The following is a 14,977-nucleotide window of genomic DNA, read 5'->3' on the forward strand; positions in this document are numbered from 1 at the left end:
CGATGCACCTCGCACTCGCACAGATCGCGCCCACCGCGGGCGACGTTCCCGCGAACGAGCGGACAGCACACGACGCCATCACAACAGCGGCCGACCGCGGTGCCGATCTCGTCGCTCTCCCCGAACTCTGGGACGTCGGCTACTTCGCGTTCGACGACTACCCGGACGCCGCACAGGGACTCGACGGTCCGCGCCTCTCCGCGATCGCCGATGCCGCCGCAGATCACGGGATCGCCGTTCTCGCGGGAAGCGTCGTTGAGGACCTCGGGGCGAGCGCCGATGCCGGGTTCGACACGCCGGCGTCGGCCGGGTACGCGAACACGAGCGTCCTCTTCGATGCGGCCGGCGAGCGCCACCTCGTCTACCGCAAACACCACCTCTTCGGCTACGACTCGCGCGAAGCCGACCTGCTCGTCTCGGGCGCGCGCCTCGACACCGCCGACGTCGGCGGGTTCACGGTCGCGGCGACGACGTGTTACGACCTCCGGTTCCCCGAGCTCTACCGCGAACTCCTCACCCGGGGCGTCACGCTCGTCCTCGTGCCGTCGGCGTGGCCGTACCCGCGCGTCGAGCATTGGCGGACGCTCGCGCGGGCCCGCGCCGTCGAGAACCAGTGGTACCTCGGTGCGGTCAACGGCGTCGGCGAACAGGGCGACTCGCGGCTACTCGGGCGCTCGACCGTCCACGACCCGTGGGGCACGCCGATCGCGAGCGCGGGCGACGAGTCGACGCTCGTCGTCGCAGACCTCGACCCCGAACGCGTCCGGTCGGTCCGTGCGTCGTTCCCCGCGCTCGACGACCGGCGGTCATGAGTGCCTGTCGGTGGATAGGTTTTTACGCTCGGAGGGCAAATTGACGGATGCCGACGCGAGACGCTTTTCTCGTCGCGTGTTGGCACTAACGCCCGCACCTCGTCTCCACGCCGACTCGAGTCGTCCGGAAGCCCGCGCCGGACGACCACCGGCCCCGACGGACCAGGTGGGGCCACTCCCTCGTCGCCTCCCGCCTTTCGCTTCACTCCTCTTGAGCCAGTTCGTCGATATCGGTGTCGATGACGAGGTCCTGTAACGCGCTTCGCAGCAGGTAGCTCGTCCGGTCGTTCTCCGCGTGCTGTAAGGCGTCCTCAAGTTTTTCCTGTACCGTCGCGTCCCGCTCGTCCCCCTCCATGCGGCTCACCTCCTGCTCAGGTGCGTATAATGATGGCGGAGGACGCAGCGATCGCCGCTTCGGTTGGGCGGCTCGGCTCACCCCTCGCTTCGCTCGTTCGCCGCCCCTTCGAGTTCGCCGCGGAGCGCGGCGGCGTCGAAATCGTGGTCGGGACGGATGGCGACGAAGTCGAGGAATTCCCGGGCGGCGAGCAGGGACTCGACCTCGAACGCCTCGCGTGCCGCCTCAACGGCGACTTCCGCGCCGACGAGCGGTTCGAGGACGGCGAGCGCGCACGCGAGGTCGTACGCCTGTGCGGTGCGCTCGGCGTCCGCGTCCGCGCGAACCCGCGTCGCGTCGATGAAGTAGAGGTCGTCGCGGTAGACGAGAACGTTCTCGGCGCGGAGGTCGCCGTGCGCGAGGCCGTGTTCGTGCATCGTCCGCAGCGCGTCGAACAGCGCCGGCGCGCGCGTCTCGATCTCGGCGGCCGACAGATCATCGAGGGTCTCGAAATCAGGGAGGTACTCCATCACGAGGACGGCGAGGTCGTCGACGGCGAACACCTCGATCGGTTCGGGGACGTTCAAGCCGGCTTCGCGCATCCGCCGAGTCGCCTCTAGTTCGTGTTCGGCCATCTCGACAGGTCCGTCGAACGGCTCGAAAAAGCCCTCCGCACCGGCCGAGAATACGCCGAGGTTCCGCATCCCCGTGAACAGCGAGTGGACGAAGGCGTTCTGCGGGGAGACGATCTTGCAGAACCACCGGTCGTTGACGACGGCGGGCGTGGAGAACCAGTTGTCCGCCTCCAGGAACTCGACGCGCACGCGCTCTTGGTCGTAGCGCTCTGCGAGCTCGCGGGCGACTGCTTCGAGCGACGACCACGGGACGGTGCCGCGGACGAATCGCCGGAGGCTCATGTCACCTAAAAAGCCGCCTCAACGTATAGTTCCTTTCGCACCGCGTCGGATCCCGCGAGGCTCACGGCAGTCCCCGTCTCCGCCCTTGGACTTTTCCGTCCGGCGGGCCCAACGAACCAGATAGGTGTCATGACGGACGAGCAAGCCGACTCCGAGACAGAAGAGGGGTGGGGTTCGAGCGCGATCGGCGACGCGTTCGAGACGCTCGAAACGGAGATCGAGCGGGCCGAGGCCGACGCCTCGGGAGCGCGGGCCATCGCGCTCTCACGGTCGCGCGACCTGCTCGCAAAGATCGAACGGACACTCAAGAAGACCGCGTGAGCGGCCACCGTTTTCTTCCGTGTCCCATCTGTGGATACAGCCGTCATGTCGAACTCGAACGACGGCGCGAGCGACTACGCGAACGCGGCGATCGAGAAGGCGACTGACGAACTGCGCAAGCACATCGACGAGGAGGAGCGCAACTCCGAGGGCAAGAAACGCAAGGCGCTCCAGAAAGCCCGCGAACACCTCGATGACGTCGAGGAGTCGCTGAAGAAGCGGACCTGAGGCGCGAGGCGGAGAGGAACGTAGGGGTTTTCGAATCCGGTAGGGCCGTCGGTTTCTCCTCGGCGTTCAGGGCCAGTTGCCGTTACCCGTGTAGGCGTCGACGACGCGTTGGATGGCGACGACGTAGGCAGCGATACGGAAGCTCGGGAGGTCGAGCGTCTCCTTGGCCTCGACGAGGCCGTCGAAGGCATCAACGATGACGGTCTCGAGTTCGTCGTTGACGCGCTCTTCCGACCAGGAGAAGCGCTGGCGGTTCTGGACCCACTCGAAGTAGGAGACGGTGACGCCGCCGGCGTTCGCGAGGATGTCGGGGATGACGGTGACGTCGCGCTCCCGAAGGACGTCGTCGGCATCAGGAGTGATCGGCCCGTTCGCGGCCTCAACGACGGCGTCGGCCTGCACGTCACGGGCGAGCGCCTCGTCGACGGCGTTTTCGAGGGCGGCGGGGACGAGGAGATCGACGTCGAGCGTGAGGAGATCGTCGTTAGTGACGTTCTCGGCACCCTCGTAGTCGGCGACGCTCCCGGTCTCGTTTTTGAACTCCTTGACGGCGCGCGGGTCGAGGCCGTCCGCGTCGTGAATCCCACCGGAGGAGTCGGAGACCGCGACGACGCTCGCGCCGAGATCGTCGATGAGCGTCGCGGCGACGGAGCCGGCGTTCCCGTAGCCTTGGACGGCGACCGTCGCACCCTCGATGTCCGTGTCGAGATAGTCGAAGAGTTCGCGCGCGGCGAGCATGACGGAGCGGCCGGTGGCCTCGACGCGGCCCTCGCTTCCGCCGTTCTCGATCCCCTTCCCGGTGACGACGCCGGGTTCGGTGGTGTGTTCGAGCGTCTCGTAGGTGCTTTTGATCCAGTTCATCTCCCGCTGGCCGGTGTTGACGTCGGGTGCGGGGATGTCCTGGTCCTCGCCGATGATCGGGCGGAGCTCTTCGGCGAACGAGCGCGTGAGGCGTTCGATCTCGTCAGCGCTGTACTCGCTGGGGTCGACGACGATCCCGCCCTTCGCCCCGCCGTACGGGATGTCGACGACGGCGCACTTGTACACCATCCACCCGGAGAGGGCCTTCACCTCGTCGCGCGAGACGTTCGGATGGTAGCGGATGCCGCCCTTGTACGGGCCGCGATCACCGTTGAACTGCGAGCGGTAGGCCGTGAACGTCTCGAGGCTGCCGTCGTCCATGTCGACGGTGAGGTTCGTCTCCAGCACGCGCTCGGGGTTCTTGAGACGCGTGATGACGTCGGCGTTGACGTCGGAGGGGAGATACGACGCCGCATCGTCGATCTGTTCTTGCAGGTTCGCGAAGGGGTTCTCATCGGACGCCATACCGTGTGGTGAACCCGAGGATCGAAGAAAGGTGCGGCCTACTCCGCCCGATCAGTCGAGTGCGCGTTCCGCGCGGTCGATGAGCGCGTCGTTGCCGAGATAGATTGGCGTCCGACTGTGGAGGTCGTCGGGGTCGGCGTCGAGGACGGAGTGTGCGCCGTTCGTCGAGGACCCACCGGCGGCCTCGACGATGTACGCCATCGGGATGGCCTCGAACTGCGTGCGGAGCTTGCCGCGCGGCCGGTCGCGGAGGCCCGGGTAGGCGAAGACGCCGCCGTAGGTGAGCACCTGGTTGACGTCGGCGACCATCGCGCCGCTATACCGGAGTTTCAGTTCGTCCTTGATCGCGCGGGCGTAGTCGGTGAAGTCGACCGTCCAGTCGGGGACGCGACCGCCGAAGCCGTACACGGTCGGGTCGTCGGGAAGGGACACGGACTCGTCAGTCCGCCGGCCGTCGGAAGCGATCGTGTACCGCGTCACCCCGTCGGCCGTCGCCGTCACCATCGTCGTGAGCGGGCCGTAGAGGACGTACGCGGCGGCGACGAGGTCACGGCCGGACGCGGGGAGCGGCGCATCGTAGACGCCAAGAATGGTCCCCGTCGGGTTGTTCGCGCTCAGGTTCGAGGAGCCATCGAGCGGGTCGACGCTGACCGAGAGCGGCCCCGCGCCGACGTCCCGAACGTGCTCGGCTTCCTCGCTGGCGTATTCGCCGACGGCGTCGAGCGCCCCGACGCGGTCGCGCAGGATCTCGTCGGCGTGGATGTCCGCGTGAAGCTGCCGGTCGCCGGTCGCGTTGTGGTCGTCGGTCTCACCGGCGCGTCCGGCGAACCCCGCCCGGATCTCTGGCGCGGCCGCGGCGAGCGCGTCGAACACGTCCGCCACCGCCACCCCATCGGACATCATCATCGGTTTACCGTGGCCGTTCTATCGACTTAATCCTTTCCGACTATCGGCCGATTTCGAGCGGTATAGACCCCTAAACCATAAGTTTGGAAACTACGAGCCGAGTTAATTTTCGCCAGTAGCTACTCGGCCAGCCGATAGGAGCGCGCGGAGTTGGCGACGACGAGGAGGCTGGAGGCGGCCATCGCGATCGCCGCGAGCAACGGGTCGACGAGGCCGAGTGCGGCCAGCGGGAGCGTGATCGCGTTGTAGCCGAGCGCCCACCCGAAGTTCTGCCGGACGCGCGAGCGGGTCGTCGTCGCGATCGCGAACAGGCGGCGCACGGAGCGCAGACCGCCCTCGGTGACGGTGGCGTCCGCGGCCTCCGTCGCGAGTTCGGTGCCGGAGGCGAACGCGACGCCGAGATCCGCGGCGGCGAGCGCGGGCGCGTCGTTCGTCCCGTCGCCCACCATCGCCACCGTCCCCTCCGCGCCGCGGAGGCGCTCGACGACCGCGGCCTTCGCCTGCGGGAGCACACCGGCGAACACATCACCGATGTCCGGGTGCGCTTCGAACGCCGACACCCGCGACTGATCGTCGCCCGTCACGACGACGATCTCCCGCCCGTCGCCCGCGAGCGCCTCGACGGTCTCCCGCCAGTCGTCACGCGGCGTGTCGCGCGCCGCGAGGACGCCACGAGCCACCCCGTCCCAGCCGACGACCGTCGCAATCGCCCCGTTGGTCCGGGTGTCGGCAATCGCGCGCTCGACGGCATCGGGAACGCTCCAGTCGTCGGTCGCGAACAGGGCGGGATGGCCGACGAGGATGCGCGCCCCGTCGACGGTCCCAATCGCCCCACGTCGGCGCTCCTCGAAGTCCGCGACGCGTAGCGCGTCGGTCGCGGTGTCGTCCATTGAGTCGTCGGTCGCGGTGTCGTCCTCGTCTATCGGGTCGTCAGTCGTGGCGGACTGCCCGCCGTCGCTCGCCATATCGCGACCCGCGCCGTCGCCGGGCGTGCGCGCGTCGCGCCGTTCTGCGTGGTCCACGACGGCGTCCGCGACCGGGTGGTTCGCCTCACCTTCAATCGCCGCCGCGTAGCGGAGGACGTCGTCTTCGGAAGCGTCGGCGATCGCGACGTCGGTGACGCGCATCCGGCCCTCGGTGAGCGTGCCGGTCTTGTCGAAGGCGACGACGTCCACGTCCGCGAGCGAGGCCACGGCGTCCGTGTTCGTCACGAGCACGCCGTCGTCCGCAGCGCGCGAGACGCCGGCGGCCACGGCGACCGGTGTCGCAAGGCCGAACGAGCACGGACAGGAGACGACGAGCACGGAGACACCGATCGTGAGCGCCTCGCGGACGGGCGCGCCCGTGAGGAGCCAGCCGGCGGCAACGAGGACGGCCAATGTGAGGACGAAGGGCACGAAGAGCGCGGCGATCGTGTCCGCGAGGCGCTGTGTCCCCCCGGAGCCCGACTGGACGTTCCACAGCTGCGCGAGCAGCCGGTCGTACGTGCTCGCCGCGCGCTCGCCGACGCGGACGACGAGCCGGCCGTCCGTGGCGACCGAGCCGCCGATGACCGCGTCGCCCGCCCCCTTCGCCTCGGGGACGGATTCGCCAGTCACAAGCGCCTCGTCGAGCGCGGCCTCGCCCTCAACGATCGTCCCGTCGAGCGGGACGCGCTCGCCGCGTTTCACGACGACCTCGTCGCCGGGTTCGAGGGCGTCGACATCGACCTCGTGCGTCCCCACGTCGTCGCGGACGAGCGCGCTCGTCACGCGTCCGAAGTCGAGGTCGCCGACCGAGCCGAGTGCGCGGCGCTTCACGCGGCGCTGGACGAAGTCGCCGAGCGTCACGACGGCGACGATGGCGACCGCGACGTCGAAGTAGATGACAACCCCCCCGGTCACGACGACGTACATCGAGTAGGCGTACGAGGCGAGCGCGCCGCCCGCGACGAGGACGTCCATGCTCGGCGTCCCCGCCCGCAGGCTGACGTACGCCGAGCGGATGATCGGGTAGCCGACGAAGAAGACGACGAACGTCGAGAGCAGCGGGATGGGGACGAAGACCATCATGTGCGTCGCCGGCTCGCGGAGGAACGACTCCGAGTAGATTCCGAGATAGCTCGGGTAGACGAAGAGGACGTAGATCATCATCACCGACATCGCGCCGAGGACGCCGAGAACGGTCCGGAGTTCGTCGCGGCCAAAGCGTTCCTCCTCGGCTGCGGCCGTCCCCACCTCCGGGACGTTCGCGCGGTAGCCGAGGCGACTCACCGATTCGGCGATCGCGTCCTCGTCGGTCATCCCGTCGTCGTAGGTGACCTTCAGCATCTCCGTCGTGTAGCTCGCCTCGGCGTCGTAGACCCCGTCACCGTCCCGCGCGGTCGTCTCCAAGAACGCCTCGCAGGCCGTACAGTGCATGCCATCGACCGCCAGGAACGCCGTCTCGGCGTCGTCGGGGACGTCGCGGCCGGGTTCGTCGTCACCCTCAGCGAGGTCGTCCGCGGAGACCGCCTCCGGGTCGGTATCGCCGAGCGTGCGGTACACCTCAAGACACCCCTGACAGCAGAACGAGCCGTCGATGGACCCGTCGTCGTCCGTCACGGGCTCGCCGCGGATCGGGAGGTCACAGAGCGTGCAGGTGTCGGTCGTATCGGTCATGGTGTCGTGTTACGGCGTTGCGGCGTAGTGCGGGATGTGGAAGTGCGGGACCGGGACCCCGAGCAGGCCGAGGCCGGCGAGGAGCGGGACAAGGCCCAACAGGACGAATGCCCCGCCGAGGACGCGGTGGGCGGCCGCGCGTCGCGCCGCCGGCACCGAACCCAACACGGTCCCGTAGAGGAACATCGTGGGGATCGTCCCGACGCCGAGCGCGGCGAGGTTCAACGCGCCAGCCACGGGTCGTCCCTGCCCGAGCGCGTAGACGAACGCCGGGTAGAGAAGTGGACACGGGAGGAAGGCGTGGATCGCGCCGAGCAGGGCGATCTTCGGGCCGGTCGCGTAGTCGTCGACGCGTGCGCTCGCGTAGCCGGCGACCCGTGAGAAGACTGTCCCGACGCCGAGCGAGACCGGGACGAGGCCGTGGAGGCGGTCGTATCCGAGGACGCGCGTTAGCCCGACAGCGATCACGACGCAACCGATGGCGACGCCGACGACCCCGCGGAGAAGGTCGCCTACGCCTGTGCCGCCGAGTGCGACCCCCGCGCCCGCGTAGACGGTTGCGCCCACGAGGCCCAAGAGGCCGCCGACGAGCGCATAGCTCGCCGTTCGCCCGACGTTGAACAGGGCGTGCTGGCGGACCTCGAACCACGAGGGGCCCCCCGAGTCGGACGGCATCCGCTCGGCGTACGTCGTGACGAGCGGCCCGCACATCCCGAGGCAGTGTGCGCCACCGAGCAACCCCACGAGCGCGAAGAGCGCGAGTTCGGTCGGCGCGACGAGCGGGGGCATCTGTTCGCTCGTGGCTACGGTGTTCGGGCCTAAACCCTCACCGGGTTCGGGGCCGAGAACGCGGTCGTATCGGGGACGCACGATCCGGGAGGATTTATCGGCGCGGCGGCGGACGAACAGGTATGAACGCGCTCTGCGTCTACTGTGGATCGAGCCCGGGGGAGCGTCCCGCGTACCGCGCCGCCGCCGAGGAGTTGGGGCGCGAACTCGCCCGTCGCGACGTGACGCTGGTCTACGGCGGCGGTCGCGTCGGCCTGATGGGCGAGGTGGCGAACGCGACGCTCGCCGCCGGCGGCGAGGCCCACGGCGTCATCCCCGAATCGCTCGAAGCGAAGGAGATCGCCCACGAGGGACTCACCGACCTCGACGTCGTCGAGTCGATGCACGCCCGAAAGGCCCGGATGGCGGCGCTCGCGGACGGCTTCGTCGCGCTCCCCGGTGGCTTCGGCACCCTGGAGGAGATCGTCGAGGTGCTCACGTGGGCCCAGCTCGGCTTCCACGACGACCCGTGCGGGTTCCTCAACGTCGCGGGCTACTACGACGACCTCGCGGCGTTCTTCGACCACCAGGAGCGCGAGGGGTTCGTTGAGTCGAAACACCGCGAGATGGTGACGTTCGCGGACGGGGTCGACGACCTCTTCGACGTCTACGAGTCGTACGAGGCCCCGTCCGTGAAGTCAGTGCTGGAAGACACCGAGGAGACCTGAGGCGAGCCGACAGCCTGACTTACCGGGCGCGAGAATCGCCGATGATGACCGACACGGACGCCGACACCGTCGAGGCCGACGGCATCACGGCGCGCTACCACGAGACCGCGGAGGAGCGCGTACTGGAGTTTGAAGGCGATGGACGAACCGCCTGCGTCGCGCAGAACCGTGAGGGGTACGCGATGCTGAAGGTCCGGCCGAGCGCCGACGGCGACGAGCTCGAACGCTACTATGGATTCGACATGGCGCTCGATCACGCCGCCGAACTCCTCGGCGTCGACCCGAACGCCCTTCCCATCCCCGACGCGGCGGCGGACATGGGGATGTAGGGCGCGCTGCGCCGTCGTCGTCACTCTATCGTCGCCGCGCTATCGTCGTCACTCTATCGTCGTCACTCTATCGTCGCCGCGATACCGGTCGGCGGCGCGTGCCCGCCGCGCAGCCGACAAGCCGGCTGCGACGAAGCGCGCAGGATAAGGCGCGCGCACCGCAACGCGACGTATGAACGCACGCGGCGCGGTTCGCGCCCATCCGCGGTGGGTGACGGCCGCCATCTCCGTCGTCGGCTACGCACTCGTCATCGGGACGTTCGCCGGTGTCGTGCCGATCTTTCCCGAGATCAGTCGGGAGACGGTGTTGCTCTTCTCGGACCTCATCGCCGTCATCAACACCTGCGCACTGAGCGCGCTGCTCGTCGGGTACTACTGCATCCGGCAGGGGAAGGTCCGCACGCACCGCGCGGCGATGTTGACAGCGTTCGCGCTCATTATGGCCTTTCTCGTCGTCTACCTCTGGAAGGTCGGAGGCGGCTTCGAGAAGCGGATCGTCATCGAGCAGGGGCAGTTCCTCTGGCAGTACGCCGACATCGTCCACGGGGCCTACATCGCGATGCTCGCCATCCACATCCTCCTGAGCGTGGTCTCCGTGCCGGTCGTCCTCCACGCGGTCGTCCTCGGGCTCACCCACGATCCCGACGAACTCCCCAGCACGTCACACCCGACCGTCGGGAAGATCGCCGTCGCATCGTGGACGCTCAGCCTCGCCCTCGGCGTCGTCACCTACTGGATGCTGAATCACATGTACTCGTGGACGCCGATGGTCCGCTAGCGCTCCGCCCACGGGATGAGCCACGCGCCGAGCGCGAACGCGGCGACCGCGAGGACGAGCAGGACCGCGTAATCGGCGGCGACCGACCCCGGCCACCCGGCGTGGCTCCCCGGATACGTCGCCGCACGCACGCCGTACGCGAAGTAGCTGAGCGGCGAGAGATCCGTCACGGGGCGGAACCACGCGGGGAGCGATGCGGGGCCGAGGAAGGTGTTCGAGAGGAAGAGGAGCGGAAGCGCGATCCCGTTCGACGCCGTGATCGCGCCGTCCTGGCTATCCGCGAGCGATCCGAGGATCGCGCCGACCCCACAGAACAACACCGAACCCGTGAGCACGAACGGGACGAGCCACGGGGAGAGCCGGAACTGCGCGCCCGTGGCGGCGAGGAGGGCGAGCAACACCGCGCAGGCGAGCGCGATGAGCACGGTGTTGACGGCGGTCTGGGCGACGAGCCACTCCCAGCGGCGCATCGGCGACGCCGCGAGCTTCTCGAAGCGGTTGCCCTCGCGGAAGCGTGCCACCTCGCTCCCGACACGCGAGAGCGGGGTGAACAGGACGACGACGGCGAGGTACGCGGGCACGTAGTAGCCCGGCGGCTGACTGAACATCCCCGTCCCGCCCCCGCCCGTGCGGACGAGCCCCGCGAAGATGACGATAAGCAGGATCGGGAAGAAGAACGTGAAGAAGACGGCGACGCGCCGCCGGACGAACGACTTGTAGGCAGCGCGCGCCTCTGCCGCGATTCGGGATATACGTGTCACGCCTTGATCCCCGCTGTATCCGTCGTCGCGAGCGTCGGGTCGTCGGCCAGCCGGAGGTAGACATCCTCCAGATCGGGCTCCGTCCACGCGAGCGCGTCGAAGTCGATCCCGCGGACGTCGAGCTCGGCGGCGAGGTCACCGATCTCGGTCGGTTCAACGCCGAGTATGTGAAGCGAATCACCTTCGCGCGTCACGTCATAGTCGAGGTCGTCGAGGGCAGCCGGATCAGCTTCCGTCTCCACCGACACGTACTGCTCGCCGCCGTACTCGGCGATGAGGCTGGCGGGCGAGCCCGTCGCGACGAGTTCGCCGTCCGCGAGGAGGCCAACGCGGTCCGCGAGGCGCTCGGCCTCCGCCATGTAGTGCGTCGTGAGGAAGACGGTCGTTCCACGATCCGCGAGAGCCTCGAAGACGTCCCAGAGCGCGCGTCGTCCCGCGGGGTCGATCCCCGTCGTCGGCTCGTCGACGAAGAGGACGTCCGGATCGTTCGCGAGCGACGCCGCGACGCAGGTACGGCGCTGCTCGCCGCCGCTCAGGTCGCCGTACCACGTCTCGATGTCGGGGTCCATGCCGACGGTTCGAAGGAGGTCATCGGGGTCGCGCGCGTCGTCGTAGAGACCGGCGTAGTAGGCGACGAGCTCGCGCGCGCTCAACCGATCGGGGGGGTTGAAGTCCTGCGGGAGCAGGCCGAGACGCTCTTTTGCAGCCTCGTTCGGGGCCTCGTCGAGCAGTTCGACGCGCCCGCTATCCGGGGTTCGCGTGCCCGTGAGACAGCGCGTAAGCGTCGTCTTGCCGGCACCGTTCGGCCCGATGAGCGCGAACACCTCGCCCGCCTCGACGGTCAGCGAAACGCCGTCGAGCGCGACGGTGTCACCGTAGCGCTCGGAGACGTCGTCGGCGACTACGACCGGAGCCATCACTACTCGAGTGTGGGTGCGAGGGCGCGGTAAGGGTATCGCTCTCGCGCTAGCGCGTCGGTCGCCACGTTAGCGCGAGGACGGAGACGACGAAGACAACCGTCGAAACGCCGTACGCGCGGGTCATCGCGAGCGACGAGAGGGCCGAGGCGCTGCCGAAGAGCCCCGTCGCGATCGTCGCGAGCACCGGCCACGTACAGGAGACACAGGAGACGAGGCCGACGAGCCCGGAGAGCGCGGACGCCGAGGCGTCTCGGACGGTGACGGAGACGAGGTAGGCGAGCGCGGCGTACCCCACGACTTTGAACGGCATGAGGACGACAGTGAACGCGCTCGCGCTGTACACGGGTGCTGGCCCCCATCCCGGCGGGAGCCAGTGGATCGAGAGGCCGAGGCCCGCTCCGGAGAGGTGATAGAGGCCACCGGCGTAGCCGACGAGGAGAAAGTACACGATACCGACGACGGCCGCGGCCCAGCGGACGCGCTGCGACGTCGGCGTCGGCCGAACGCGCAGAACCGCCCACGCGGCGACGGTCACCCACACCCACGGGTAGACGTAGACGAGTGGGTCCGTCGGAATGTTCGGCGAGAGCAGGACGTACGCGAGCGTCACCAGGATCTCCGCGTTCACCACCGCGCCCCAGCGGAGGAGCGTCGCGGTGTCGGGCGTCGGGACGTGGTCGATGGTCGGGTGCATCGCGTCAGATCACGAGTGCATCGACGAGAACGGCGACGAGCATCGCGCCGAGGAAGGCGTTCGAGGCGTGGAACGAGCGCATCGCGGCGGCCCGATCGCGCTCCTCGTGGAGCCGAACGACCATCCAGAGGAAGACGCCGCCGAGCGCGACGACGGTCGCGGCGTAGATCCAACCAAGGTCAGCCACGGCGGCGAGGATGGCCGCGCCGACGAGCGTCGCGCCGAGCCAGCCGACGATGTGCTTGCGCGTGACCGCGGCCCCGCGGACGACCGGCATCATCGGGAAGCCGCCGCGCTCGTAGTCGTCGCGGTAGGCGAGCGCGAGGTTGTAGAAGTGTGCGGGCGTCCAGAGGAAGATGACGCCGGCGAGCGCGAGCGCCGGGACCCCGATCGACCCCGTGACGGCCGACCACCCGATGAGTGCCGGAAGTGCGCCCGCAGCACCACCGATGACGGTGTTCTGGACGGTGTTCGGCTTCAAGACAAGCGTGTACACGACGGAGTAGAAGACGATCGCCGTCAGACCGAGGAACGCGGTGAGCAAGCCGAGTCGGGAGAAGACGGTGATGGAGGCGAGGGCGAGGAAGGCACCGAATGCGAGCGCGTTCCGCTTCGGGATCGCGTCGTTCGCCAGCGGCCGGTCCGCGGTGCGGTTCATCTTCCGGTCGACGTCGCGCTCTAGGACGTGGTTGAACGTCCCGCTCGCGCCGATCGAGAGCACGCCGCCGAGGAGAGTGAGGACGACCGTCCGCGAGTCGAGGGCGGGACCGGCTGCAAGCGCCATCCCCGCCGAGGCGACGAGGCAGAGCAGCCACATCAGCCGCGGTTTCATCATCCGGAAGTAGGCACCGGCGAGCGCGCGCCACCCGAGGTCGCCGGGTGACGATGCGGCCGCCGACGGCGCGGGATCGTCGCCGTCCTTCGGTTCGCCGTCCCACTCCGCGGAGGGTTCGTCGGCGGTCCGCGATTCGAGCGCCCACGCGAGCGCGACCACGAGCGCGGCGAAGATGGCGACGCCGAGTCCAAGGTGAACCGCTGGGACGTAGGCAACGGCATTCGTCGCGGCGAGCGCGCCGACAGCGACTTGCAGCGGATAGCAGACGAGCGCGACACCGATCGCCCCCAGGACGCGGGTGTCAGTGTCGTCGACGTACGCGAGCGCGACCGTCCCCACGAGGAACACCCCGACGAGGACCGCGAGGAGGCGGTGTGCCCAGACGACCTCCAGCGGGAACGAGGTGAGTGCGAACCACTGGCCCTCGCAGGCCGGCCACGTCTGACAGGCCGCAGCGGCGTCCGTCAGCGCCGTCGTCGCACCGACGACGAGGAGCGCATAGACGCCGAGGATCGCGGCGACGAGCACGTGGGTGAGACGGGGACGTATCGGTCGCACGATGACTCTGTCGAGGGTTGGGTCGGGGCGTACTTATCCCCCCCGACTCCCGCCCACGGAGCCCGAGTCGGTAGTTACTTGTCCGGCACTTCCCAACGATCGGATAGCAATGTCCCGGAAGCGGCTCTCGTCCGTCCTTACGATGGGACTGATGGGGCTGGTGCCGTTCGTCGTCGCCGCACAACCGGCCGCCGCGGCGTCGTCGGTGACGAGCCAGTACATCAACAACGTCAGCAATCTACTGCTCGCCGTCGCACTTCCCATCACGATCATCGTCGAAGGGGTCCTCTTCTACGCCATCTGGAAGTTCCGGAAGGCCGACGAAGCGAAGCCCACTCAGGAGAACCGTCGTCTCGAAATCACGTGGACCGCCGCGACCGCAGTCGTCCTGTTGTTCGTCGGTCTCGTCGCGTACGGCGCAATGGGATCGCCGTACGTTCTCTCGTCCCAGGAGGACTCCCAGCAGATGATGGAGCAGCCCGACACGACCGTCGTCCACGTCGACTCCTACCAGTGGTCGTGGCAGTTCCACTACCAGCACGATGGGACGAACTTCACGTCCAGTAAGCTCGTTCTCCCCGCCGAGAAACAGGTGGTGTTACGGGTCACGTCACGCGACGTGCTCCACTCCGTCCACATCCCCGCACTCGGACTGAAGAAGGACGCCTTCCCCGCCCGGACGACGTACATCGCGACCGAGATCAATAGCGACTCCGTCCGCGAGGAGCCGTACGTCCTCTACTGTGCGGAGTTCTGTGGAGCGGGTCACTCCAACATGCTCGCCGACGTCATCGTGAAGAACCAGACGACGTACGAGCAGTGGGCGAGCCAGCAGGCCCAGCAGGCCCAACAGGAGGCCAGCGGATCGAGTAGCTCAGAATCGTCGAGTCCGTCCAGCGCGGCAACGACGAACGCGACCACGACTACGTCGAACGCAACGACGACGAACGCGACCACGACCGACGGGACTGCGGCGCTCGCGGCACCGTCGGTCTGACCCCGTCTCGATTCCGTTTTCCACCGCGGTACGTATTCTCGATGGCGAGAGGTATCCCTCGACTCGACGCCGGAATCGGACTCAGTTGGGAGGTTTTTTAACGTATCCCGCGTTACCCGCCAGTAT

Annotated in this window: 17 protein-coding genes; 7 read left to right on the forward strand and 10 right to left on the reverse strand. The window is 68.4% G+C overall.

The annotated features are described in order from the left end of the window. The first annotated feature begins 2 nt into the window (after positions 1-2). Positions 3-812: a nitrilase-related carbon-nitrogen hydrolase gene (locus ABDZ36_RS06550; protein WP_211311264.1), complete on the forward strand. Its 810-nt coding sequence runs from the start codon at positions 3-5 to the stop codon at positions 810-812. Between the two features lie 202 nt (positions 813-1,014). Here ABDZ36_RS06550 and ABDZ36_RS06555 read toward each other — a convergent pair whose 3' ends face one another. Together ABDZ36_RS06555 and ABDZ36_RS06560 are read right to left on the reverse strand one after the other, a co-directional pair. Beyond that, positions 1,015-1,167: a hypothetical protein gene (locus tag ABDZ36_RS06555; RefSeq protein ID WP_211311265.1), complete on the reverse strand. Its 153-nt coding sequence runs from the start codon at positions 1,165-1,167 to the stop codon at positions 1,015-1,017. A 77-nt stretch (positions 1,168-1,244) separates the two neighbouring features. Next, positions 1,245-2,063: an RIO1 family regulatory kinase/ATPase domain-containing protein gene (locus tag ABDZ36_RS06560; RefSeq protein WP_211311266.1), complete on the reverse strand. Its 819-nt coding sequence runs from the start codon at positions 2,061-2,063 to the stop codon at positions 1,245-1,247. A gap of 129 nt (positions 2,064-2,192) precedes the next feature. Here ABDZ36_RS06560 and ABDZ36_RS06565 point away from each other — a divergent pair, with 129 nt between their 5' ends. Together ABDZ36_RS06565 and ABDZ36_RS06570 are read left to right on the forward strand one after the other, a co-directional pair. Further along, a complete protein-coding gene (locus tag ABDZ36_RS06565) occupies positions 2,193-2,384 on the forward strand; it encodes a hypothetical protein (RefSeq protein WP_211311267.1) in 192 nt (63 codons plus the stop codon). Between the two features lie 45 nt (positions 2,385-2,429). After that, the gene (locus ABDZ36_RS06570; RefSeq protein WP_211311268.1) at positions 2,430-2,612 is read left to right on the forward strand and encodes a hypothetical protein; all 183 of its coding nucleotides are present in this window, start codon (positions 2,430-2,432) and stop codon (positions 2,610-2,612) included. 66 nt (positions 2,613-2,678) lie between these two features. On the opposite strand, the gene ABDZ36_RS06575 is transcribed toward ABDZ36_RS06570, so the two are convergent. The 4 genes from ABDZ36_RS06575 to ABDZ36_RS06590 all read right to left on the reverse strand — a co-directional run bounded on the left by ABDZ36_RS06575 (position 2,679) and on the right by ABDZ36_RS06590 (position 8,272). Next, positions 2,679-3,938 carry a Glu/Leu/Phe/Val family dehydrogenase gene (locus tag ABDZ36_RS06575; RefSeq protein WP_211311269.1) on the reverse strand — a complete coding sequence of 420 codons (1,260 nt, stop codon included), beginning with the start codon at positions 3,936-3,938 and terminating at the stop codon, positions 2,679-2,681. A 51-nt stretch (positions 3,939-3,989) separates the two neighbouring features. Continuing rightward, positions 3,990-4,841 carry a class 1 fructose-bisphosphatase gene (locus ABDZ36_RS06580; RefSeq protein ID WP_343749265.1) on the reverse strand — a complete coding sequence of 284 codons (852 nt, stop codon included), beginning with the start codon at positions 4,839-4,841 and terminating at the stop codon, positions 3,990-3,992. A 122-nt stretch (positions 4,842-4,963) separates the two neighbouring features. Next, positions 4,964-7,483, reverse strand: a complete 2,520-nt coding sequence (locus tag ABDZ36_RS06585) for a heavy metal translocating P-type ATPase (protein ID WP_211311270.1) — start codon at positions 7,481-7,483, stop codon at positions 4,964-4,966. A 9-nt stretch (positions 7,484-7,492) separates the two neighbouring features. Continuing rightward, entirely contained in the window at positions 7,493-8,272 is a 780-nt protein-coding gene (locus ABDZ36_RS06590; protein WP_211311271.1) for a sulfite exporter TauE/SafE family protein, read from the reverse strand. Positions 8,273-8,394: 122 nt separating this feature from the next. Between ABDZ36_RS06590 and ABDZ36_RS06595 the strand changes: the two genes are divergently transcribed. From ABDZ36_RS06595 to ABDZ36_RS06605, 3 genes are all read left to right on the forward strand, one after another. After that, on the forward strand, positions 8,395-8,979 hold the full coding sequence (locus tag ABDZ36_RS06595; protein ID WP_211311272.1) for an LOG family protein: 585 nt from the start codon (positions 8,395-8,397) through the stop codon (positions 8,977-8,979). 44 nt (positions 8,980-9,023) lie between these two features. Then, positions 9,024-9,308 carry a DUF7111 family protein gene (locus tag ABDZ36_RS06600; protein WP_211311273.1) on the forward strand — a complete coding sequence of 95 codons (285 nt, stop codon included), beginning with the start codon at positions 9,024-9,026 and terminating at the stop codon, positions 9,306-9,308. 172 nt (positions 9,309-9,480) lie between these two features. Beyond that, positions 9,481-10,086, forward strand: coding sequence for a DUF420 domain-containing protein (locus tag ABDZ36_RS06605; RefSeq protein ID WP_211311274.1), 606 nt, complete (start codon positions 9,481-9,483; stop codon positions 10,084-10,086). Here ABDZ36_RS06605 and ABDZ36_RS06610 read toward each other — a convergent pair. The 4 genes from ABDZ36_RS06610 to ABDZ36_RS06625 are packed head-to-tail and all read right to left on the reverse strand — an operon-like array spanning position 10,083 to position 13,824. Then, positions 10,083-10,847, reverse strand: coding sequence for an ABC transporter permease (locus ABDZ36_RS06610; protein WP_211311275.1), 765 nt, complete (start codon positions 10,845-10,847; stop codon positions 10,083-10,085). The two genes, ABDZ36_RS06605 and ABDZ36_RS06610, sit on opposite strands and share 4 nt — an antisense overlap. Then, a complete protein-coding gene (locus ABDZ36_RS06615) occupies positions 10,844-11,764 on the reverse strand; it encodes an ABC transporter ATP-binding protein (RefSeq protein WP_211311276.1) in 921 nt (306 codons plus the stop codon). The genes ABDZ36_RS06610 and ABDZ36_RS06615 overlap by 4 nt, the downstream gene beginning before the upstream one ends. 49 nt (positions 11,765-11,813) lie before the next feature. Continuing rightward, entirely contained in the window at positions 11,814-12,461 is a 648-nt protein-coding gene (locus tag ABDZ36_RS06620) for a DUF7546 family protein (RefSeq protein WP_211311277.1), read from the reverse strand. 4 nt (positions 12,462-12,465) lie between these two features. Next, positions 12,466-13,824 carry a heme o synthase gene (locus tag ABDZ36_RS06625; RefSeq protein WP_343749248.1) on the reverse strand — a complete coding sequence of 453 codons (1,359 nt, stop codon included), beginning with the start codon at positions 13,822-13,824 and terminating at the stop codon, positions 12,466-12,468. Positions 13,825-13,963: 139 nt separating this feature from the next. On the opposite strand from ABDZ36_RS06625, the gene coxB reads away from it, so the two are divergent. Next, positions 13,964-14,851 carry a cytochrome c oxidase subunit II gene (coxB, locus tag ABDZ36_RS06630; RefSeq protein WP_211311279.1) on the forward strand — a complete coding sequence of 296 codons (888 nt, stop codon included), beginning with the start codon at positions 13,964-13,966 and terminating at the stop codon, positions 14,849-14,851. Positions 14,852-14,977: the final 126 nt, after the last annotated feature.

The organism is Halarchaeum salinum, assembly GCF_039520965.1.
GTDB classification, from domain to species: domain Archaea; phylum Halobacteriota; class Halobacteria; order Halobacteriales; family Halobacteriaceae; genus Halarchaeum; species Halarchaeum salinum.

Coding starts and splice junctions, on each gene's coding strand:
- ABDZ36_RS06550 (WP_211311264.1), top strand. CDS start 3: ATGCACCTCGCACTCGCACAGATCGCGCCCACCGCGGGCGACGTTCCC.
- ABDZ36_RS06555 (WP_211311265.1), bottom strand. CDS start 1,167: ATGGAGGGGGACGAGCGGGACGCGACGGTACAGGAAAAACTTGAGGAC.
- ABDZ36_RS06560 (WP_211311266.1), bottom strand. CDS start 2,063: ATGAGCCTCCGGCGATTCGTCCGCGGCACCGTCCCGTGGTCGTCGCTC.
- ABDZ36_RS06565 (WP_211311267.1), top strand. CDS start 2,193: ATGACGGACGAGCAAGCCGACTCCGAGACAGAAGAGGGGTGGGGTTCG.
- ABDZ36_RS06570 (WP_211311268.1), top strand. CDS start 2,430: ATGTCGAACTCGAACGACGGCGCGAGCGACTACGCGAACGCGGCGATC.
- ABDZ36_RS06575 (WP_211311269.1), bottom strand. CDS start 3,938: ATGGCGTCCGATGAGAACCCCTTCGCGAACCTGCAAGAACAGATCGAC.
- ABDZ36_RS06580 (WP_343749265.1), bottom strand. CDS start 4,841: ATGATGTCCGATGGGGTGGCGGTGGCGGACGTGTTCGACGCGCTCGCC.
- ABDZ36_RS06585 (WP_211311270.1), bottom strand. CDS start 7,483: ATGACCGATACGACCGACACCTGCACGCTCTGTGACCTCCCGATCCGC.
- ABDZ36_RS06590 (WP_211311271.1), bottom strand. CDS start 8,272: ATGCCCCCGCTCGTCGCGCCGACCGAACTCGCGCTCTTCGCGCTCGTG.
- ABDZ36_RS06595 (WP_211311272.1), top strand. CDS start 8,395: ATGAACGCGCTCTGCGTCTACTGTGGATCGAGCCCGGGGGAGCGTCCC.
- ABDZ36_RS06600 (WP_211311273.1), top strand. CDS start 9,024: ATGACCGACACGGACGCCGACACCGTCGAGGCCGACGGCATCACGGCG.
- ABDZ36_RS06605 (WP_211311274.1), top strand. CDS start 9,481: ATGAACGCACGCGGCGCGGTTCGCGCCCATCCGCGGTGGGTGACGGCC.
- ABDZ36_RS06615 (WP_211311276.1), bottom strand. CDS start 11,764: ATGGCTCCGGTCGTAGTCGCCGACGACGTCTCCGAGCGCTACGGTGAC.
- ABDZ36_RS06620 (WP_211311277.1), bottom strand. CDS start 12,461: ATGCACCCGACCATCGACCACGTCCCGACGCCCGACACCGCGACGCTC.
- coxB (WP_211311279.1), top strand. CDS start 13,964: ATGTCCCGGAAGCGGCTCTCGTCCGTCCTTACGATGGGACTGATGGGG.